Origin of the sequence: Carnobacterium sp., from assembly GCF_040274945.1 — a bacterium.
Classification (GTDB): Bacteria; Bacillota; Bacilli; order Lactobacillales; family Carnobacteriaceae; genus Carnobacterium_B.
The window spans coordinates 73,202-92,545 of sequence record NZ_JBEMAR010000008.1; the positions used below are offsets into that span (position 1 = coordinate 73,202).

Consider the following 19,344-nt stretch of genomic DNA (forward strand, 5'->3'; position numbering starts at 1 on the left):
GTTTTCCTCCTTCTTAGGCGTTAGCTGCAATTACTACAACTTTGTAAGCTGCTTGTCCATCAGCCATTGTAGTTTTGTCAGTAACTTTAACTTGAATAAGGTCTACTGTTCCCGCAGCGTCTAAAAGACCTTGATCGTTGATTTTTAGAACGTCTCCAACTTCTGGAGTACCTTCTAAGTTATTTGTTGTGAATACGTCACCTACTGTTAATCCAATCAAACGTGGAATTACAGTTCCGTGTGCTTTTTCAGCTTTGTCGTAATAAGGACTTTGTGTCATTTGGTTAATCGTTGGAGCTTTTGTAAATAAAGCAAAGTCTTTATTTGATGTGAATTGGCTATATAATTTAACCTCTGTATAAACAATACCAATATAAGCACTATCTGCTTTTGGTAAATCTAGTTCACCTTTTTTAAGATTTCCGTCTAAACCAACACCTGGGTTCCATGCTAAAAAGATACCATTTTCAATGTATCCTCCCAAAGCTTCCACTGTTTCAGGTTTAACGGCAACATCGGCTAAAACACGACCTTGTTTGATACCAGTAATACGGTTTGGTTCAACCTGGCCATAACCTAATTTTGTAAATTTTGCCATTTTTGTTTTCCTCCCTTAATGGTTTTACAATTCTGTTCGCTCATTTTGTAGTAAAAACAAGCGAACAATAATTGCAATTTTTTGATATGCGATAAATTATTTTTGAAGTTTAGATGAAGCATCTAAGAATTGAGCCAAAGCATCAATAGCAGATACTCGATCGTTTTCTACGAAGCTTACCTCTTCTTCTACTGATGAAAAGACAATCGCATCACCAGATGTTTTTTGACCACTTTGTTTATTTTTAGTTTCACGATATTGAGCGATGATCGCTTTGTTCTCTACTTCTTCAATAGAAAGCTCGTTAAACTGTAATCGCAAAGCATCTTTAGCTTCTTCAGAAAGATCTACGAAATCACTCAAGATTTCTTCTTTCTTAGATTTTTCGACATTAAGTTTAAATTCAAGTAATTCTTGATTTTCTTTCTTTAGTCGATTGTTTTCTGAAATAATTTCTGCGAAGTTTAATTCGTCAAGAGAGAAGTTAGGTTTCTTTTTCTTCTTGTCTTCATCTTCTTCAACAGGAACTTCTTCTTTAGTTACTTTAGCTGTTTCCACAGTTGTTTGTTCTGCTTTTGGATCTTCCTCAGCATCTGGAGTTTCTTCAGCTGGGACATCTTCTTTTTCTTCTTCAACATCTGCAGCTACGTCTCCTTCTCCTTCTACTGGAGCATCGTTTTCACCAGGTAGTTCAACTCCTGGTTCTTCACCATTACCAGTATCTTCTAAAGCAATATCGCCCGCAGGTTCTGCTACTTCTTGTCCTGGTAATTCGTTTTGAATAGAAGCACCTAACAACTCAGTTAAACGAGTTTTAATTTCTTCAGTATTTTCTATTCTGTCAGCAAGTGCTTCAAGTATTTCAGCGTCGCCGAGCTCAGATAATAGAGCGCTAGTACGTTTACTTGCAGCGGTTTGGCGCTTGCTCCCAATTTCAGCAGCGGTTTCTTCTTCACTGCCTGCTTGAATAAATTCTCCGCCTTCTGGAGCTCCTTCAGGGTCTGCTGGTGTTCCATCTGCTTTTGCTGCTGTTGCAACTGCTGCTTCTGGTTCCTTATTATCTGCTTCAGGTTCTCCATTGTCAGAGGGAGTTTCTTCAGCTACTTCCTCTTTTTCAGCTGCAACTTCTTCCTCAACAGCTGGTTCTTTGTCGTCTTCAGCGACAACTTCTTTTTTAACAGCTTCACTTTCAGGATTTTCTACAACAGTTTCTTCTTTAGTTTCAACTGTTTCTTCCTCTGGATTCACTACTTGTTCTTTTTTCTTTTTAATAGCCACTTGTTCTTCCTCCTCTTTGGTATCTTCTTCTCCATCTTTAGGTTGTAATAGAGAATTAGATTTCTTAGATTTGTAACTAAGGTTATCAACGCTAACGATAGTTTCTCGACCATCAGGCATTCCTTGAAGTGCTTCTTGAGCAGCCTTAGTAGCAGGAATAATATCAGCTTCCCTTTTCATTTCTGTTTCGGCGTCTACTAATACAGTAATAGCATCGTCGATTTTAGCAATGTTTTCTGGGTCTTCTGTTTCTTCTGCTACATCATCAAGAGTGTCGATTGCAACAGAAATCTTTTTACGATTCTCTGCATCTCTTTCTTCGCCATCAACGTCTACAACTAGGTCAGCATCTTCAAAGTTATTGTTTAATGCAAATTTTAATTCAGTCATAAAATCACTAACTCCTTCGTTTATTTTTGCAATTCCTTCATCATTATGTTGAAATTGCATAGCTGACGCAACATATGCTCCTGGGAAAGCAGGTTTAACATCGTCACCAAGAATACATAAAGCTTGAAAAGCTGTATCTATGATTTCGATTCTTCCATCGCCAATAGGTCGCATGATAGTATTTTCTTCACTTAGTTCCATTGATTGAGGTCTACCCTCTAAAGCTTGTGCAACTTCTTTGTAAAGTGTGGTCCAAAGATACCCAAAAGTGACCAAATAATCATCTTCGTCCCAGAAAATAGTTGGGTTCTCTGGTATAACGCCCACTGATTTTGTTTCGCCGATTGTTACGAACTCGCCGAATTTATCATAGACAGCTTGTTGTCCATGTTCACCAAAATCTTCTTTATAGTGGTTGTAATATGTTAAAATAGGTGTTAAACCTAATGAACGCTTTGCTGCAGATTCAAGGACATCTTTCGTGAATAAGAATTGATTCCCTTGGCCTGGTTTTGCGATTCTAATTTTTACTTTAGAAATCATTGGATTCCCTTCTACTGGGAGAGCCTCCAAGAATTGAATCTCGGTAGAAAATGCTAAAGTTGTTTTTTCTAAGCTCATTATATTATCCTCCTTGGTTTGCTATTGTCTTGTCGCTTTTTTCTGATTCTGGTAATGGAGGTCTTCCACCACTGCCCGACCCACTTGTTGATGTTGCTGTGTGAGATGATTGCAGAGGTTTCATGTGAGACTTGATATCCAGAATATTATTTTCAAAGACTATCGAAGACATTAGGTCTAATTGAGATTGTCCAATAGCAACAGCAGGAAGAAACGCCGAATATCCTAATGTGGCAAAGTCTTTAGTTTGTGTTGCATATTTTTCTTTATTATGTTCTGTTACTTTCAAGATTTGTAATCTTGTATAGAATAAATCTTCTTCTTCTGATTCACTTCCAAAGTTATAGTCTAACTGGAAGTTTAACCAGTCTTCAAATTTTTCTACCAAAGTAAAGATTAATGCCATATCAACATTTTGTGATTTTTCAAGAGCCATATTACCCTCAGTTGAGAATAATTGTTGTGATACTCCCATTTCAGAGTAAACATCTTTATTCCAGTTTGAAAAATCAATAGGTGCTGATGAAGCTTCGTTCAAGTTCACATTTGATACTTCCGCAAAGGTTGTAAGCAAATCAGTTTGTCTTGTATCTTCAAAGACCTTTTTCGCACTATTATGGAATGCTTCCATTTCGATAATATCGAATACTGGTTCATCATCATCATTTAGTGGGAAATGTTGCACAACTAAGTTATACAACTCATTTTCTGCTTTACGTTTTTCAATGCCTTTAAGTTCTAATACATCTAGGATAGCAAAGAATGAGTTCGCTAAGATAGGTTGTAAAGAAGGGTTAAAGTAAAACGCTGCGGCATGATTAGGATCTAGCGTAATCCAGTTACCATCATCAAACATTGTAGGATTTAATCTTTTTTGCGAAGTATTTTTGCCCTCGTATCGGTCTTGCTTCAATTTATTAAATTCTGAAACAACTTCTGGAGGGAAAGAATTTAACATTCTTATCTTCTCTTGGTGGTTCGGGAACTTATCAAAATAACGTAAGTTAAATTCAACAGTTGGAAAACCATTTGAGAAACCTCTAGTTCGACACCAGTTAACTGGCAATTTTTGAATAACAGCTTTACTTCCTCTTCTTCTAAAGTAAACGAAACTAACTCCGTCCACAATTACATCAAGAGCAATGTTTCTTAATGATGTTTTAAGTTTCATATCTTCTAAAAATCGTAATTGATTAATAACCGCTCTCGTTACTGTTTTTTCGTCAACTTCCATACCTAGGACTCTTGGCATTAATAAATAGCTGTATGTTGGCATGTAAGCTAAGTATCTAGCTGCAGATGCGTAAACACCAGACGTTTTAAAAAAGTGCTGTGACACAGCTCTAATACCTTCAATATCATTTGTTCTAAAGGCATTGTCTAAAGCAATACGAACATCTTCCGTTGAAACGAAAGTGTTTGATAAACCTTTGCTTCCTGACATACCCCAACCAAAGTTTGTAGTTTGACGAGGACTAGAATAAGCAAATTCTAATTTGTCTATCTTGTTCTTTGTTAGCTCAGGGTTCTTTTTCTGTGGTTGTCTTCTTCTAACCGACATTTATAAACTCCTCCTTATCTCCTCGTTTTTATCTCTCCAAAAATAAACATAAAACGGCCAATCTTTTAAAAGAAAGACCGTTTTTATATATAAGTGTTTAAATTCCTGCTTTTTTCATAATATAGTCCAGATTTACTTCTTCTAGCTCCCAATAAGGAATTTCAATCAAAATTATATTGTGTCTTTGGCAGTATAATCGTTTTTGATTATCATTATATTTCTGTCTGGCGAACTTCTTTGGTCCGCCGAAAGCTGCTACTGGTTCATAGTGTTGTTCACCATTTACTTCAATAGCAAAATCAATATTATAATCTTCATCAAAAACCATAAAGTCAAATGCTAGAGGTCTTCCAGAACTAGCGATTAAATCAGGAAAAGAATATTCTTCTTCCCAAACAAAATCATTTTCTCTTAGAATATCTCTAATTTTTAAATGACCTCTTGATACTCCTTTAAATGCTGGCATAGAACTCCTCCTTAATTAATAAATACAAAGTTTGCCAAACCTCCACGTTTACGTTTACGATCTTCATCTTCAAGTATTTTAATTGCATATATTCCATACATTAAAGATGAAACCTTATCCTTACCAATACCCTTATTTATAGGCTCTAGTTTGAACTGTGTGCCGTTGTTTTGTGATTTGGTAAGATTCATCAACTCTGCCTTTAGAATCGATGTGGTAACAAATGGGCGCAGTTTGAGGTTACGTTCTTCAATACTTAATCTCTGATTAACAGCTTTAGAGAATATAGTAGCTTTAGCTTCACGTTCTTCCAAGAGGAAGTGTAATTTACCTGACCCCATTTGTGTTAGTAAAGTGGTGTAACCCTCAAAGTTTAACTCTGCATTGGCTTTAATTAACCAAAGCGTATCTTTGATAACGTTAGGACCAGCATCAATATTTTTATATTGTTTCTTCTCGTCATTGTGTACTCCAAAAGCAGGGAAAGATTCGCCTGTTTTAGGATCCTCGGATGGCATTACTAGATAGTCGACTAAACCGATACCTAGACCATTCGCATCAATTACGATATAACGAGGAAGATAATTCATATATTGTCTTTTAATTTCATTAGCCTGTTCACCAAAGTGTTCTGACTCAAATGTGATTATATTTACAAGTGATTTAACGCCAACCCCTTTTTTCTGTGGGTTAACTTTAATAACACTGATAACAGTTTGCCATCCATTCCGACCTACGTCAATACCAAACATATAGTAAGCATCTTTATTTCCATTGCCACTTCTTGTGGTTTCAACTTGTTTGATAGTTCTCATTCGATCGAATACATCTCCATTAAAGAATGAACCGATTGCTGAACCAGCCCAAATAGATTCATATTCACGTGAGAATGAGATTTCATCAAATGTACCATCGGCTTTAAGGTCATTAACGAATCCTCGGTCTAATAGACCCATCTTAACTGGCGTTCTCCATGTTCCACCCATTACAAAAGCAGTTCCAGGACGTACGATTTGCCATACTAGTAACTGGATTTGTTTTTGATAGCTAAAGTGATCTCGGAAACCAGCAGATGTAATATAAATCTGTGATTTGTTCATCTTGTCATTAGGGTCAACTTCTCCATTTGCTGCACGACGAGATACGTTCATCATCGGTACGATAACTTGAGAGAATTTTTCCCCATCAACAAGGATAACTTCATCGATAAGTCCAGAGTGTCGACGTCCACCACGAGAACTTTCTTTATTGGCAACAACGTTAAAGATTGATCCATTTTTAAAGATAATCTGTACATCATCATTACCAATTTTAGAACCAGATGGTCCACGATCCCAACGAATTTCATTATGCAATGCTGGAACTAGGTCACAAAGTTCTCGAACCTTTTCCCCAGCGATACCAGCAGCCTGTTCTTTACCACCTGAAGTGATAAATACTTTAATCCCAGGATATAGAATACACTTAATCATCATTAAAAGCACTGATAAAAAGGATTTAGAAAAGGCACGAGTAAATGTTCCAAAAAAGTATCTGTGCCTCATAGCGGCTCTTAAAAAGACTCTCTGATAAAAGAAAAAGTTAAACTTACTATCTTCTCCTTTAATCATATCAATAAACATATCAGGATATTCTCGCCAGAAAGAAATATATTCTCTAAAAACAGGAATATTTTTTCTAACACGTTCCTCTGTTAAAACAATTTCTCGATTCTTCTTAGCTTCTAAGAAGTCTGATTTAACATTAATCTTTGTTGTCGTCGTTGTCGCCATCAGCTTCATCCCCCCACTGGTCTTCGGTTAAGATTTCAGCATCTTTAAAGTAATCTTCATCAGTGATAAAGTCTTTATCGAATAAACTATCATCTTCATCCTCTGCCATTCTATCTTTTTCTTCTTCCTGTTTAATAGCTTCGAATGCTTGTTCAATCAGTGTAGCTAAACCAGGTTCTTTTTCAATTAAGTTCTTAGTATAGTTGTTTAAATCACGTAATGTTACGTCAACGATATCTTGCGGCTCATTTGTATGGTATACAGGAATAAAACCAACTTCTTCAGCCAAACGAGACATTTCTGAGAAACTGTCAATATAAGCTTCTTCCTCTTTCTTTTGGGAAGCAGTAAACTTAGCAGATTTCATAAATTTATCGTAGTTACTAGATAATTTACCAACAGCTTCATAATCAGCAATTTCAATCGCTTGGTCGATACGAATAGATAGTCGTACGATTTTCTTGAGGTAGTCCTCATGAGAAGCTGTAACAATTTCATATGAATCGTGCATCTCTTTATAGAAGGTTTCTAATTGAAGTAACTCTTCTTCTGTATAACTTGAACCCCATTTAATCTTTAATTCTTTAATTTGGGCACGAGTTAATAGAGCGTCATCTTCTTCGTTTTTTTCTTCCTCGTCTTTGCCATGCAAAATTAGAGCAAGAGCACTTTCGATATTATAACCCTCTGCTAATAATTCATCTATTTGTTTTTTAACTTCTTCTTCTTGTTCACTTTTCTTATCTTCAAAAGCTTCTACAAATTTAGGAGTATCTTCATAATTATAATCTTTAAATTGCAAGAGCTTCATTTTACCAATGTATTTGCCTAGGATAGTTTGGTTAGCGTTAGGATTTCGCACCAACTGTCCATTTTTTTCTGTAAATAAATATCTTTCTTTTAAACTTTCAAATTCTGCTGGAATGTAAGGAATGTTAATTTCTTTAAGTACAGGTAGTATTGTTGAATAAGAATTTAAATCAATCATACTAGCCATACATTTTTTACATTTCTTCATAGGATTTCCATTCTTGTCTTTATAGAAATCTTTTACTTTAAACTCACGTCCACAGCGTTCGCAACTGATTTTATCAGTTTCTAATAAAGTTGTAGCCATATATACATTTCCTCCTTTAGGTTAGTTAAAAATGACCAGCCTCATTGTTGCTGAAGCTGGTCACAAGTGTATTATACAAATTTGACAAAAGTGTTACATTTTATCGGCAATTTTAGCAATTTCCGAACGATAGATTGTTTCTAAAGAAACTGTTCCAAAGATTTCTTCTCCTGAGAATACTTCAATAGCTCTCTTCATTCCATTGTTACTACCTTCATACATCCAGCCATCTAACTGAGTAGATGGGTCTCCTTCGACAAACACTCTACATTTTTCTGCACGTTGTAGTGCCAGTTTCATTAATTCTACATCAAGGTTTTGAGCCTCAGTTATATATAAAGAACGATTTTCTCCTACTTCATATCCACGAATATCTGATACAGGTAAAATTAAAATTGTTCCATCAAGAATATAGTTCATAATGTTATCCATATTCCCGCCACCAAGTTTAGAAGCTAAGATTGATCCAATACCTTCTTGCAATAGTTTAGCATTCTTGTCTCCTTTGTAAAAACCAACTTCTTTTGAGTTCTTAGTTTTTACTGGGTTAACAAAAATTGTAATACCATCAATCTTACCTTCCTCAAGCATTTCCCATTGGGCTGCTAGAGTTAAAAATGTTTTACCAGAACCAGCAGGTCCAGTGATAACATTAATCTGATTAGTTTTAAGCGCATCAATCGCACAAATTTGATAAGGGTCTAAGTTTTTAGCTCTAATCTTTCCAAAAACCGTACTATCAATACAAACGTTAGATTTAATTGTGTCATAACCACCATTGTTTGGAAGTTTTTTATAGATATTATTTACTTGACCAAACTCTTGAACAATAATATATTCGTTAGTTCTAACGTCCTCCAAGAGAGCTAGTATAGTAAAGATGTTTTGTCCTCTACTTAATTGCTCTCCTACTTCTATTGTATGGTGACCCTTTCGATATTTATCTTGTGGGTGTTCGTATTGAGTAGAGATAATGCCAGCTGAATCAGAAATAGTTGACATAGATAAATCGTTTGTTACTACGATTGCTCCTTCTAATTCGGCGTGTTTGATAATTTGGCTATCAACTGTTGTGCTTTCTTCAAGTTGTTCTTTATCAACTTCTGTTAAAACAATTTTAATTTTATTTGAATGGTTTCTTAGTATTCTTAGTCCATTGCGAGCTTCAAAGCCTCGGCGTCCTTCCATTCCCTTTAATCGGTCTAGCTCCCGTACGGTCCCTAGAGTGACCATCACTTCGTGGTCACAAAATTCGTCCAATAAGGCTTTTTCATCCCGACATCCCATTAAAATATTCGTGTCTAAAATTACTTTTTGTTTATCATCCATAATGTAGGCTCCTCTATCTTCTTCGGTTATTTATTCTTTTGGTTTCTGCAAGATTTACAGATAGAATAAAACTGAGAGGAAGATGTTTTATTTATACTAAAGTTTCTGTTGTTGGCTAGTTTGATTTCTTTACAACGAGAACAACGTTTGTAGTTCCCTTTCATTTTGTTCATGTAAATATTATCAATCCAGTTTTCTGTTGCCTGATTAGCTATTGTTTGAGGAATTTTGTTTCTGTATAAAGAAGAAATGTATTCTTGTGTATGATCCACTCCAAAGATATTAATTAAGCCTTCTCTAATCTCCAAGTTATTAGAACCATTAATCTTCTCTTGTAAAATATATAATAAAGTCGGCTTATCTGCCAGGCTTTGTTGAATTAAATTATCTAAGTCGTCCAGTATCCATTTAATGTCTGAATCTAATTTATCATTAAAAGCAATCTTCAATCCGGCGTAATTTACCAGTAAATCCTTCACCTGGCTCACATCCTGAAGGCTCAGGTCGTATTTTGCTTCTTGATCGAAGCTATTTCCATTACCATGACTAAAAATCGGCTGCTTGTAAGCATTCTTTAACACATATTGGTCTTTGCGCAATTCAATAATAGTTTGGCGGGTCTTACCTCGTTTTTTCACGTCCAAGTCTGGATTATCTTTTAAGTAAGCCTCCAACTTATCAATTTCTCCTCTAAGTTGCGCCATTGTTGGAATAGTAGCAATATCATCTTCTGTTATCTCCACTTTTGGGGTCAAGATAGTATTTTTATCTTGTCTAATTAAACCGTGGAAAGCGCTCTCTCCCCCTTCTAGTTTATCAACCAAGCCCTCCCGACTTGTTTCTCTTTTATTTACGGTGACCATACGATTTGGCGTAATGATTTCTCCTCTTGGTTCCAAATCAGTCGCCTCAATTAAATACGAAGCAATTTTCTCCTTCATATAATTAGTAATATTTGATTCACCCAATCTATTTAATTCTGACTCAATATGAGCCGCTCTTTCTTCATAAGACTTTAATGTATTGTCTAATATCAATTTTGCTGACATTGAATGTCCTCCCTTAATCTTTCTAATTATATTATAGCATCTATTCAATCATTTGTCAAGTAAAAAATAAAAAAAAGATAGGAAAATTCCTATCTTTTTACTTGTTCTTCTAATTTTTCCACTTTTTCGGTCAATTCTTGCACGGCTTTCCATAGGTAGGCCACCAAGCTATAAGAGTTAAGTCCTCTATCGTCTCCTTTACCCTCTTGGAGCAAAGTAGGCACTCCTCGTTCTACGATAAACCCTAGTTCAGGTTTTTCAGGAGATCCTTTATAGTTGTAGATATAAGGTTTAACTTTCTTAACTGTTTCTAGTACATTCTCTGTAAATTCACCATGAATATCCTTAACGGTCTCACTTGAACGTACGATAAATGCCCCAGCGGCAATTCTAGCTTGTCTTGAGTTGGCATAACCAGCAGATAAATCCCAGCGTCGGTCGGCAGTATGAATTGTCACTAAATCTTGTCTAGCATCAAATCCAATAGCGGCATATCTTCTACGTTGGGCCGCACTACCATTATGAGAATAAGGGAATAGATATAACTTGGCCCCTTCTCTTTCGCTACCAGCAATACCACCTGAGCCAGTTTCGTTGGCCCCAATGTGGACTCCACTACCTGTTGTAATACGAGTCGTACTATGAAGTACTGTTGTCTCAAATTTAACAGCTGGCAAGTTACCCCCACTAATATGAGCGAAGCGCAAGTTAGCTCTTGATCCAGTAGCACTTGCTGATGTGATATAGGCCCCATATCTATCTCCACCAAATAATAAGCGTGAGTTTTTATTCTGGATATAAAGAGTGCTGTTAATACCATGAGAGTGCATTTCAAACGCATAGCCCCCATCAGTTCTTGTTGTTTCAAAATTCAATTTATGTTGTACTTGAATGTGTGAAGTATTTTTACCATAACCGTTCAGATAGAAATATCCGCCAGTATAACTTGATAAAATTCCTCTACGATTTTTATAGTCATATAATCCCGCACTTGTATCTCCGGCACGCATACCAATATAAGTTGAGTCTGTTGCATCACGAACATAGACAATACCCGTACCACCTGAGCGCACTGTTAAATTACCAGTCATAGTATCTCCGGCTTTTTTAACATAGTTACCGTTCTTGACACCATTTAGTAAATTTTGTGCCTCAGTATTTAGCCCCACTGTGTAAACGCCATTGGCGCCCGCTGCCACAGTAGTAAATAGCCCTGCTGTAATATCTTTTACTTTCCAATTAGCCGCCAAGCTACTATTTAACGCCGAAATAGCATTGTTAGTAGTATCTAAATCAGCCTTTCTAGCTAACTGCGTAAATGAATTGTTTACACGAGAAAAGACTTGTCCATTTTTATCAACAGCCAAGCCATATATGTCGCCCGTGCTTGATTTACGACTAGTCATCCATGAAGTAACGCTCGATGGTTTATTAGTTGCTGTTGTATTTAATAAATACTCTGAACCAGTCTTAATATCATAAGTATTTGCGCCATAGTTAGGTAACAATCCTGTTCCTAATAAATGAGGTAGGCGATCCCCAATTTCTGATAATGCTCCTTCAACGTCGTTACTAGTATACCAATTACCAGCGTCGGCAATCATAACGTTACTTGCATTGCCCCCACCAGTTCCTGATCCAGGAATACCAGCTGTTGGAATTTCAACCCATTTTTGATCAGTTGAAATATAATGTTTTCTAGTTGTTTTATTAAAATAAAGCATGTTTGGCTCTACTGGTACCCCAACAGGGACAGAATTACCTGTCAAAGTGGCCGCTGTAATTAGTCGGGCCGAGCCATCATTAGCTGATGCGTAGAGACCTGTTGTTGAGAACCATACATCCTCGTGGCCTTTTTGGACACTGGCTGGGCGTCCAGTTTTCTTGTGAAAATTAATCATGGGCCCTTTTCCTCCTTACCAATCCAGGGTCTTAAATACAGGAACCCTAGTTGTTATTTTTAATTTGTTATTTTCTACATCGAGGTCAACAGTGCCGTCCCCTACGACATTTAAAACTCTGTTTGTATTGTCGGCGGTAATCTCGTCGCCATCTTCTACTTTAATTAGGTTGAATCCACTGCCTGTTAGGGCTTCTTCTTCAATAATATGTTTACCCATTTGCAAAACCTCCTCTAAACATTTGGAGATTAGCGGGCAAATATTATCAATGAGTACCCGACCACGTTAGACGGCTAGGGACTGTCAGACGCCATGGTAAAAAAAAATATCTGCTGTGAGTAGTTGCCGCGGCTTTTGTCTTTTCCCTTGTGAAATTTTCACAAATCCCAGAACCATCCCCCTGTGAACCTTTCTTGACAATTTTGTAAGCGCTTCCAATCGGGCATTAAACCCACCCCCTCCGAGCGCCCTCTGAGTCCAATGCAAATATGAAAACGATTTCAGTCTCAAGTTCGATTTCCATTCTGGCATATGTATTTGGGTATTGGAATCCTTTCCCCAAAACCTTTTTCCAATCCACCGTATGAATAAATAACACTTGTTATTCTATACTTAGCAATTAGCTCACCGCTGTGCTGTGAATGCCATGTAAGCGCTTACATAATAATCGAACATATGTTCCCCTTAACACCACTTGGTAGTGACTATTAAATAACACTTGTTATTTAATCTTTAGCAAATAAGCGTTGAATTTTTGTAAGCGCTTACATAATAGAGCTATATTTTAATGATACTGTATTTTTCCACTGTATTCATAATTGTTCACCACCTCAGTGTCCGAATAAATAACACTTGTTATTTAAAAAATTGGAATTAGTGTATACGAACATATGTTTGGCTGCATCGCCTAGGCCACTAACATTGCTGAGGGTCTCTCATAGAGTGGTCTAGTCCAATCATCGAGGTGCTGTGAATAAAAGCGAACATACGTGCGCCAAGAATATTTACTTGACAGCGAGCTGCTAATGTAAGTTTCATGAAAATATACAAAACATTTTTCATTCTTTCAGAAAATTTTCATATTCCTTCCAATGACGCATCGCTCATGTAAGCGCTTACAATAACATATGTTATTTAACGTATTCAAACATAACACCTGTTATTCTATGCAAATAAATAACACTTGTTATTTAAAAAATAGAAAATAAGCGTCCGAAATTGAAAACGAACATACGTTCCCAATACTCAAATACATTTCTTTCCTTCCCTCTTGGGCGAACGCCTGTTCCCTTTTCCCCAAAAGAGAGTGACTATCTTGTGAAGTTTTTCACGTACTAATCAAGGGTTGGGCGCATTCAATAATAACACTTGTTATATTAAATTATTAAGAAATGTTTAAGATTAAAATATTCTCATTTGACAAATGATTTCTAAAATGATATACTTATTTTAGATAATAGAAAGGTGGTTAGTGTAATGATAGAGTTAAGTAATATCATATATGAGAATGAAAAGGTAGTTAGGTTTTATCTTTGTAGTCCTTATGTATATCAGAATGAATTTAAAATTGCAAACCTGAAGCCCGAACATCCCAAAAGTCTATATATTAAAATTGTACGTGATGATGGTCGGCATATATCTTGGATAGAAATGCCACGCAAACTATTAAAACAAAGACAAATGAAAAATGATTATCAAATTTATTTTGATACTTTGGTAAATGAATATGGTTATTCATTAAGTGAGTACCCAAAAAGCTACCTTGACAATGTATTAGAACAAGATGAATTTATTAAATTGACAAAACTTTTTTGTGAAAGGCCTTGACAAAACGTCAAGGCTTTGCTATAATAAATATATAAATAAGAAAAGGAAGTGTTTTAAAATGTTGGTATCAGATATTGTTTTTTATTTGTTGGTAGCTTTCACAGTTTTTCTTGTTGTCGGTTCTATTTATGAATGGATTAGACGAAAAAGATTAGTTAAAGCTATGAGCAAAAGAGGGGAAAAATATTATATTAGAGATGGCTATGAATTAGATGATAATGGAACAAAATACTATCTTGGTTATTTCTTATTAAAACCTGAATGGTATGAAAAAATTAAATCAACCGACTGGACTTCAATCGGCTTTGATATTGATACGGCTTATGTACAATTTGCAAGAGTAACCTTAATGGACGAAAATAAAACGGCTAACACAAGTCTTTATATTCCTTGTTATAAGTTACGGAACGAGTTAGAACAAAAAGATTTGGAGTTATTAGAACAAATTAAAAAATCTAATATATCAGATGAAAATTACGCTATCCTAAAAGCAGACTTAAACAAAAAGCTTAAAGAAAAAGAATTGCTAAAAGATTATTGAAAACCTCTTGACAAGAGGTTTTTTCTTTGCTATTATATAAGTATAAAGAGAAAGGAAGTGTTTTAAAATGTTGTTTATTTTACTGTTTATTGTTTTATGGATATTAGATAAGAAGTGTGATACTTATTGGCTTTTTCGATTTTTAGGAACTTTAATTTTAGGCGGAATGTTGTTATTAGTTGGTGTCTTTATGGTAAGTGATAAGGCTATTCAATCAGACACACCAATCCAAATAGAAAGTTTTGCAACTGGTAGTTTTACTCGATCCCGATCTGGTGATAAATATTTTACTTACTCAAATGAAAATGGTACGTTTGAAATACCGGCTGATTATACTCAAATGAAAGAAGGAACAAAAAACGAAATCAAAACATATAAAACAAGCTATCCTAAAATTTACAAATACTTGTTTTTCTTTCAAGACGGAAAATATTACAAAGTTGAAATAAAGCCTTGACAAAGGCTTTTTTCTTTGCTATAATATAAATATAGAAAGGAATGATAAAAATGAACGATTGTCAATATATCAGAAAACACTATTATAAAAATGAGGAAAATGTTAAGCTAATTGAGGTAGACCCCGAAAAGTGTTTTGGCTATAATGTTTTGAAAGTACAGTTAGATTGGCTGCCAGAAGACTCTTTAATCATACAACTTATCCGATTAGAGCAAGAAGAATATAAAACTTTCTTCTTGAAACGAAAAAAGATTAATATAATCTTAGATGAATCTAGCTCATTTAAAACTTATCAAGATTATTCAAAAGAAGTTTTAAATGAATTAGAACAAATAAAAGAAACTAAAGAAATTAAAGAAACTAAGATAGGTAAGAGTATGATTATGCTTCATAACGCAAAAGAACAAGAAGCAAAAGCATATCGAGAACAAAGAAATAAATGGGAAAATTTATAAATAAGCCTTGACGGGCTTATTTTTTTCTGCTATAATATAAATATAAGGAGAGGTGAGAACGCCCCGCAGAAACCAGAGAACCCCCAAAATGAAAGCGCTTACAATGAGAAATACATTAGAAAAGTTTAATGATATTTTAATTGAAATAGTTTCTATATCGTGCTATACTATATATATAGTAAAGGAAAGGAATGATAAAAATGCAAAAAACGTTAAAAACTTCAGAAACTCAAACAACTGTTAAAAAGCAAAAAAATGGGGCTATCTTCTTATGTATGTATGGTATTTACGACCCTGAAATGATTATGGAAGCATATTTCACCGAAAGAGAATTTGATGCCTTGACAAAAATATTTAATGAAATCAACAAGGAGGAAACAAAATGAAAAACAAATATTTGAGAATGAAACTTGTAGCAAAAAGAACCCAAAAGGCAAAGGAACTTGCTAGAAAAGAAAAAGCAGAAAGAGCAATTAATCGCTTGACACAAGAACTAGAAAGTGTTATACTTAAATCAAGATAAAGGAAGGGAATGATAAAAATGACTTATCACTTACATTTCATCAAAGAAGGTCAAATTAATATGGATAGCGGTTATAACACTGTTTTCCATGAAGCGATCTATGCCGATTCATACGAACAAGCAAAAGCAGACTTACAAGAAAAGTACAAAAACGAAAATATCACAATTTTAAATTTTTAACACAAAACACTTGACTAGCCCAAAAGGCTATGGTATACTATGTATATAGTAAAGAAAGGAATGAATTAAATGACAATCAAAAATTGGTTTTTCTTGGTAGCTTTCTTGTTATTCTTCTTTGGTGGCACAATTTTTCTACCAGCCTATTACACCTATTACATTATAGCGCAAAATGGTTTTTGGGCTTTGAGTAGTTTGGTAATGGTAGTCTTTACCGCTTTAATCAGCTACTTATCATTAGATTTTATCGCTGGAAAATGGAAAGAAACGGCTTGACAAGCCTTTCTTTCTAAGTTATAATAAGAGTATAGAAAAGCAATAAAAAAATCTTTATTAGAAAATAGTATAAAACACTTGACAAACATTTCAAAATGTTTTATACTATAAATGTAGTAAAGATACTACAAAAAAATTATAAAAAGGTGGAATATATCATGGAAAACAAACAAATGACAAAGGCACAAGCATTGGAATTGGCACTAGAAAAAATCAAAGAACCGCAAGAATTAGTCGAAAAATTGGAAACAATGCTTGCACAACAAAAGAAACAAGATAGCGCAAAACGCAACAAAAAAGGCACAAGCAAAGTTGCAAAAGAAAAAGCCGAAAACATGGATAAAGTACGTGCTTTCTTTTCTGAAATGACCGAACAAAACGCTTTGACACTTGCTGAAATTGGTCAGGCTATTGGGCTAGATGATGCCACACCGCAAAAATTATCTGCTATCATGAAACCGCTAGTTGATAATGATGAATTTGAAAAAGTAACCAAAGATAAAAAAGTCGCTTACCAAGCAAAATAATTTTGTTGGGAAAGAGTTAGCAACAAAACTCTTTCCCAAAACTTTTTAAAAAGTAGTTGCAATTCATTTCATTAAATGCTATAATAAAAGAGTAGTAAGGAAACAAAATAAATTATAAAACGAAAGAGGTTAGTTAAATGAAAGAAACATTCCTAGTTATTGATACAGAAACAACAAAAGAGGGCTATAATATGCCTAATCAATCGGTATTTGATATTGGTTGGACTATTTCAAACAGACAAGGTGAAATTTTACAAACCCGTTCTTACATGGTGGAAGAATTTCGATTGCAAGCCTTGGAAAAGAAAAAAGCTTTCTTGATTGATAGCGAGGTAGTGGACAAGGCAACTTATATCACTAAGCTTTTAAATAAAGAAATGAAAGTCGTAAACTGGAAAAGTATTATTGCACAACTTACGAAAGATATGAACAAACACAATGTTGAATTTGTATCAGCTTATAACCTCGGTTTTGATTTGCGAGTGATTGATAAGACTACTCAATTCTTGTTAGGTCGTGAATTTCTCTTTGATGATAAATTTCTGATTGACTTGTGGCACGCAAGCGCCTATACAATTCTTAACACGAAAGAATATAAAGAGTTTGCTCGCAAGCATAATCTAACGACTGAAAAAGGGAATTTAAAAACGTCCGCTGAATCAACTTTTCAATTTATCACTAACAATCCAAGTTATATTGAAGAACATACGGCTTTGCAAGATAGTCTTGATGAAACAGAAATTTTACACCACCTATTAAACCAAAAAGAAAGCATTCCTTTGCACGCTTATGAAATTAATACGCAAGCTTGGAAAATCGTCAATACAAAAGAAGAAGAATAATAAAAAAAGGGCTTGACTTTAAGCCCTTTTTCCTTTATAATTATAGTATAGAAAGGAATGATAAAAATGACAAAAGCAACTAATTATGAAAACATACTGAATTGTTTGCAACAAATTGATTTTGAGAAAAAACTTTCTAGCAGTGAGGAATCTTTGCTTTTTGAAACCCTAATAAAAGCAGGAGTTCAACAGTTTAAAAAAGACACAAATAAAAAGAAAGAATGTGCTTATTGCAAAAGGAAAAATAAAATTCATGTGGATATCAATCCTTATATTCATGAAATCAGCGGAAAGATTAATTTCCAATGGTTATGTGATGAATGTAAGAGTGAATTAAATGAAGAGATATAAAAAAGGAGAGTGAAAGAAATGAATAGAATCGAAATCAGAAATAGAAAGAAAATAGAAAAGAGAGAAAACTTTACAGAAAAAGCTGGTATGTTTATTATAGGAATAATTTTTCTTTTGGTAATTGCCTTTTTAGCCTTTACACCTCTTGTCTATACGGGCTATATAATTGTAATAGGTGAATTTTTTAGTCTTAAAGGTATAGTTTCTACTCTATGTGTATTTATTGTTGGTTGGGGTTGGTTTTGTGTGATTATATTAGAATTATTTGGAAGATAGCTATAAGCTATCTTTTTTATTTGGCTGCCTTGTGAAATATTTCACAGTTTCCGCAAGCGATCCGAAATTTTACCACAAAATCAGGTCTTTGTCAAGAAAAAAATCGGAATATTTTAATTAATTTTTTCTCATTTAATTATCCCAAAAGTGAGAGAATTTTAATCGGGCGCTCATGAATTTATTAGTTGATTTTTTCTTTTTAATTTGCTATAATATAAATATAGAAAGGAATGATAAAAATGGACTACGAGAAAATCGAACAAGATGCTACTGAGTTAGTAAAAAAATATGGTGTTGAAGCTGCGAGTGATTTCTGGGCTGGTGTGGACAATGAAGGGCTTGTGTATTATATCACAAACTTTGGGAACTTTTACGAAAAAGATCCAATCTATAAAGAATACCTAAACAAATCGTTTTTAGAAGCGTTAGAATTTTTCAAAACCTTAACGGCAGAATGTGAAAACTTTTTAGACTTTTTAGATGAATAAGCCTTGACAATATGTTAAGGCTTTGCTATAATATAAATATAGAAAGGAATGATAAAGATGATTGAAACATTCAGCAATGGCGAAAAAATCACTAAGCACGACTGGGAACTAATCGAAAATATGGTATCAAAAGAAAGCCTAAAACTTTCACTTGCTGAAGCGATTGAATTAAGAGAGTTTGACAAATTCGACGCTGAAAGAGAAACAAGCGAGGAAAAAGAAGAAAAGAAAGCAAAGATACAAGCTAAAAAGGATAAGAAAGAACAAAGTACTATCACAAGTGAAAGCAATCTAAAATGGATATATGAAGATGTAATTTTGGTAGCTTTCAAAGATAAAGAATTTAAAAGCAAAGACTTATGGAAATTAGTCAGCGATAAATTTTCAAACAGACAAACGCCACACGCTTTGAAAAAGTTAGCTAGTGAGGGAAAGCTTGACGACTTAGGCGGTTCGCCAAAAACTTATAAAATAAAGGGTTGACTTTCAACCCTTTATCCCTTATAATAGTATTATAGA

The 19,344-nt window shown here is 34.5% G+C and carries 24 protein-coding genes; 14 read left to right on the top strand and 10 right to left on the bottom strand.

Annotated elements, in window-relative coordinates; genetic code table 11:
• Positions 1–13 precede the first annotated feature (13 nt).
• The 10 genes from ABS916_RS09465 to ABS916_RS09510 all read right to left on the bottom strand — a co-directional run bounded on the left by ABS916_RS09465 (position 14) and on the right by ABS916_RS09510 (position 12,301).
• A complete protein-coding gene (locus ABS916_RS09465; RefSeq protein ID WP_350451663.1) occupies positions 14–598 on the bottom strand; it encodes a hypothetical protein in 585 nt (194 codons plus the stop codon).
• Between the two features lie 96 nt (positions 599–694).
• Complete coding sequence (locus ABS916_RS09470) at positions 695–2,887, bottom strand: ICP22 family protein (protein WP_350451664.1); 2,193 nt, start codon at positions 2,885–2,887, stop codon at positions 695–697.
• 4 nt (positions 2,888–2,891) lie between these two features.
• Positions 2,892–4,448, bottom strand: coding sequence for a hypothetical protein (locus tag ABS916_RS09475; protein ID WP_350451665.1), 1,557 nt, complete (start codon positions 4,446–4,448; stop codon positions 2,892–2,894).
• A 97-nt stretch (positions 4,449–4,545) separates the two neighbouring features.
• Positions 4,546–4,914 (bottom strand): hypothetical protein, encoded by a 369-nt coding sequence (locus ABS916_RS09480; protein ID WP_350451666.1) that lies wholly within the window; start codon positions 4,912–4,914, stop codon positions 4,546–4,548.
• A gap of 11 nt (positions 4,915–4,925) precedes the next feature.
• Entirely contained in the window at positions 4,926–6,686 is a 1,761-nt protein-coding gene (locus ABS916_RS09485) for a hypothetical protein (RefSeq protein WP_350451667.1), read from the bottom strand.
• Positions 6,658–7,803, bottom strand: coding sequence for a YonG family phage-derived protein (locus ABS916_RS09490; protein ID WP_350451668.1), 1,146 nt, complete (start codon positions 7,801–7,803; stop codon positions 6,658–6,660). Before ABS916_RS09490 ends, ABS916_RS09485 begins: the two co-directional genes overlap by 29 nt.
• A 93-nt stretch (positions 7,804–7,896) precedes the next feature.
• Entirely contained in the window at positions 7,897–9,132 is a 1,236-nt protein-coding gene (locus ABS916_RS09495) for a PhoH family protein (RefSeq protein ID WP_350451669.1), read from the bottom strand.
• A gap of 26 nt (positions 9,133–9,158) precedes the next feature.
• Positions 9,159–10,181, bottom strand: a complete 1,023-nt coding sequence (locus tag ABS916_RS09500; protein WP_350451670.1) for a hypothetical protein — start codon at positions 10,179–10,181, stop codon at positions 9,159–9,161.
• A gap of 89 nt (positions 10,182–10,270) precedes the next feature.
• Positions 10,271–12,082, bottom strand: a complete 1,812-nt coding sequence (locus tag ABS916_RS09505; protein ID WP_350451671.1) for a tail fiber domain-containing protein — start codon at positions 12,080–12,082, stop codon at positions 10,271–10,273.
• Positions 12,083–12,097: 15 nt separating this feature from the next.
• Entirely contained in the window at positions 12,098–12,301 is a 204-nt protein-coding gene (locus ABS916_RS09510) for a hypothetical protein (RefSeq protein WP_350451672.1), read from the bottom strand.
• 1,257 nt (positions 12,302–13,558) lie between these two features.
• Here ABS916_RS09510 and ABS916_RS09515 point away from each other — a divergent pair.
• The 14 genes from ABS916_RS09515 to ABS916_RS09580 all read left to right on the top strand — a co-directional run bounded on the left by ABS916_RS09515 (position 13,559) and on the right by ABS916_RS09580 (position 19,308).
• Positions 13,559–13,909, top strand: coding sequence for a hypothetical protein (locus ABS916_RS09515; RefSeq protein ID WP_350451673.1), 351 nt, complete (start codon positions 13,559–13,561; stop codon positions 13,907–13,909).
• 58 nt (positions 13,910–13,967) lie between these two features.
• Positions 13,968–14,450, top strand: coding sequence for a hypothetical protein (locus tag ABS916_RS09520; RefSeq protein ID WP_350451674.1), 483 nt, complete (start codon positions 13,968–13,970; stop codon positions 14,448–14,450).
• Between the two features lie 67 nt (positions 14,451–14,517).
• Positions 14,518–14,907 carry a hypothetical protein gene (locus tag ABS916_RS09525; protein WP_350451675.1) on the top strand — a complete coding sequence of 130 codons (390 nt, stop codon included), beginning with the start codon at positions 14,518–14,520 and terminating at the stop codon, positions 14,905–14,907.
• Positions 14,908–14,948: 41 nt separating this feature from the next.
• On the top strand, positions 14,949–15,362 hold the full coding sequence (locus ABS916_RS09530) for a hypothetical protein (RefSeq protein ID WP_350451676.1): 414 nt from the start codon (positions 14,949–14,951) through the stop codon (positions 15,360–15,362).
• Positions 15,363–15,562: 200 nt separating this feature from the next.
• Positions 15,563–15,748 (top strand): hypothetical protein, encoded by a 186-nt coding sequence (locus ABS916_RS09535; RefSeq protein ID WP_350451677.1) that lies wholly within the window; start codon positions 15,563–15,565, stop codon positions 15,746–15,748.
• The gene (locus tag ABS916_RS09540; RefSeq protein ID WP_350451678.1) at positions 15,745–15,885 is read left to right on the top strand and encodes a hypothetical protein; all 141 of its coding nucleotides are present in this window, start codon (positions 15,745–15,747) and stop codon (positions 15,883–15,885) included. Before ABS916_RS09535 ends, ABS916_RS09540 begins: the two co-directional genes overlap by 4 nt.
• 18 nt (positions 15,886–15,903) lie before the next feature.
• Positions 15,904–16,065, top strand: a complete 162-nt coding sequence (locus tag ABS916_RS09545) for a hypothetical protein (RefSeq protein WP_350451679.1) — start codon at positions 15,904–15,906, stop codon at positions 16,063–16,065.
• A 69-nt stretch (positions 16,066–16,134) separates the two neighbouring features.
• Positions 16,135–16,341: a hypothetical protein gene (locus ABS916_RS09550; protein ID WP_350451680.1), complete on the top strand. Its 207-nt coding sequence runs from the start codon at positions 16,135–16,137 to the stop codon at positions 16,339–16,341.
• 158 nt (positions 16,342–16,499) lie between these two features.
• Complete coding sequence (locus tag ABS916_RS09555) at positions 16,500–16,868, top strand: hypothetical protein (RefSeq protein WP_350451681.1); 369 nt, start codon at positions 16,500–16,502, stop codon at positions 16,866–16,868.
• 137 nt (positions 16,869–17,005) lie between these two features.
• Positions 17,006–17,710: a hypothetical protein gene (locus ABS916_RS09560; protein WP_350451682.1), complete on the top strand. Its 705-nt coding sequence runs from the start codon at positions 17,006–17,008 to the stop codon at positions 17,708–17,710.
• 57 nt (positions 17,711–17,767) lie between these two features.
• Positions 17,768–18,061, top strand: coding sequence for a hypothetical protein (locus tag ABS916_RS09565; RefSeq protein WP_350451683.1), 294 nt, complete (start codon positions 17,768–17,770; stop codon positions 18,059–18,061).
• A gap of 18 nt (positions 18,062–18,079) precedes the next feature.
• Positions 18,080–18,337, top strand: a complete 258-nt coding sequence (locus ABS916_RS09570; RefSeq protein ID WP_350451684.1) for a hypothetical protein — start codon at positions 18,080–18,082, stop codon at positions 18,335–18,337.
• Positions 18,338–18,576: 239 nt separating this feature from the next.
• Complete coding sequence (locus ABS916_RS09575; protein WP_350451685.1) at positions 18,577–18,825, top strand: hypothetical protein; 249 nt, start codon at positions 18,577–18,579, stop codon at positions 18,823–18,825.
• A 57-nt stretch (positions 18,826–18,882) separates the two neighbouring features.
• Entirely contained in the window at positions 18,883–19,308 is a 426-nt protein-coding gene (locus ABS916_RS09580) for a hypothetical protein (RefSeq protein ID WP_350451686.1), read from the top strand.
• Positions 19,309–19,344: the final 36 nt, after the last annotated feature.

Excerpts from the sequence above, each read along its gene's own strand:
- ABS916_RS09465 (WP_350451663.1), bottom strand. The coding sequence starts at position 598 with ATGGCAAAATTTACAAAATTAGGTTATGGCCAGGTTGAACCAAACCGT.
- ABS916_RS09470 (WP_350451664.1), bottom strand. The coding sequence starts at position 2,887 with ATGAGCTTAGAAAAAACAACTTTAGCATTTTCTACCGAGATTCAATTC.
- ABS916_RS09475 (WP_350451665.1), bottom strand. The coding sequence starts at position 4,448 with ATGTCGGTTAGAAGAAGACAACCACAGAAAAAGAACCCTGAGCTAACA.
- ABS916_RS09480 (WP_350451666.1), bottom strand. The coding sequence starts at position 4,914 with ATGCCAGCATTTAAAGGAGTATCAAGAGGTCATTTAAAAATTAGAGAT.
- ABS916_RS09485 (WP_350451667.1), bottom strand. The coding sequence starts at position 6,686 with ATGGCGACAACGACGACAACAAAGATTAATGTTAAATCAGACTTCTTA.
- ABS916_RS09490 (WP_350451668.1), bottom strand. The coding sequence starts at position 7,803 with ATGGCTACAACTTTATTAGAAACTGATAAAATCAGTTGCGAACGCTGT.
- ABS916_RS09495 (WP_350451669.1), bottom strand. The coding sequence starts at position 9,132 with ATGGATGATAAACAAAAAGTAATTTTAGACACGAATATTTTAATGGGA.
- ABS916_RS09500 (WP_350451670.1), bottom strand. The coding sequence starts at position 10,181 with ATGTCAGCAAAATTGATATTAGACAATACATTAAAGTCTTATGAAGAA.
- ABS916_RS09505 (WP_350451671.1), bottom strand. The coding sequence starts at position 12,082 with ATGATTAATTTTCACAAGAAAACTGGACGCCCAGCCAGTGTCCAAAAA.
- ABS916_RS09510 (WP_350451672.1), bottom strand. The coding sequence starts at position 12,301 with ATGGGTAAACATATTATTGAAGAAGAAGCCCTAACAGGCAGTGGATTC.
- ABS916_RS09515 (WP_350451673.1), top strand. The coding sequence starts at position 13,559 with ATGATAGAGTTAAGTAATATCATATATGAGAATGAAAAGGTAGTTAGG.
- ABS916_RS09520 (WP_350451674.1), top strand. The coding sequence starts at position 13,968 with ATGTTGGTATCAGATATTGTTTTTTATTTGTTGGTAGCTTTCACAGTT.
- ABS916_RS09525 (WP_350451675.1), top strand. The coding sequence starts at position 14,518 with ATGTTGTTTATTTTACTGTTTATTGTTTTATGGATATTAGATAAGAAG.
- ABS916_RS09530 (WP_350451676.1), top strand. The coding sequence starts at position 14,949 with ATGATAAAAATGAACGATTGTCAATATATCAGAAAACACTATTATAAA.
- ABS916_RS09535 (WP_350451677.1), top strand. The coding sequence starts at position 15,563 with ATGCAAAAAACGTTAAAAACTTCAGAAACTCAAACAACTGTTAAAAAG.
- ABS916_RS09540 (WP_350451678.1), top strand. The coding sequence starts at position 15,745 with ATGAAAAACAAATATTTGAGAATGAAACTTGTAGCAAAAAGAACCCAA.
- ABS916_RS09545 (WP_350451679.1), top strand. The coding sequence starts at position 15,904 with ATGACTTATCACTTACATTTCATCAAAGAAGGTCAAATTAATATGGAT.
- ABS916_RS09550 (WP_350451680.1), top strand. The coding sequence starts at position 16,135 with ATGACAATCAAAAATTGGTTTTTCTTGGTAGCTTTCTTGTTATTCTTC.
- ABS916_RS09555 (WP_350451681.1), top strand. The coding sequence starts at position 16,500 with ATGGAAAACAAACAAATGACAAAGGCACAAGCATTGGAATTGGCACTA.
- ABS916_RS09560 (WP_350451682.1), top strand. The coding sequence starts at position 17,006 with ATGAAAGAAACATTCCTAGTTATTGATACAGAAACAACAAAAGAGGGC.
- ABS916_RS09565 (WP_350451683.1), top strand. The coding sequence starts at position 17,768 with ATGATAAAAATGACAAAAGCAACTAATTATGAAAACATACTGAATTGT.
- ABS916_RS09570 (WP_350451684.1), top strand. The coding sequence starts at position 18,080 with ATGAATAGAATCGAAATCAGAAATAGAAAGAAAATAGAAAAGAGAGAA.
- ABS916_RS09575 (WP_350451685.1), top strand. The coding sequence starts at position 18,577 with ATGGACTACGAGAAAATCGAACAAGATGCTACTGAGTTAGTAAAAAAA.
- ABS916_RS09580 (WP_350451686.1), top strand. The coding sequence starts at position 18,883 with ATGATTGAAACATTCAGCAATGGCGAAAAAATCACTAAGCACGACTGG.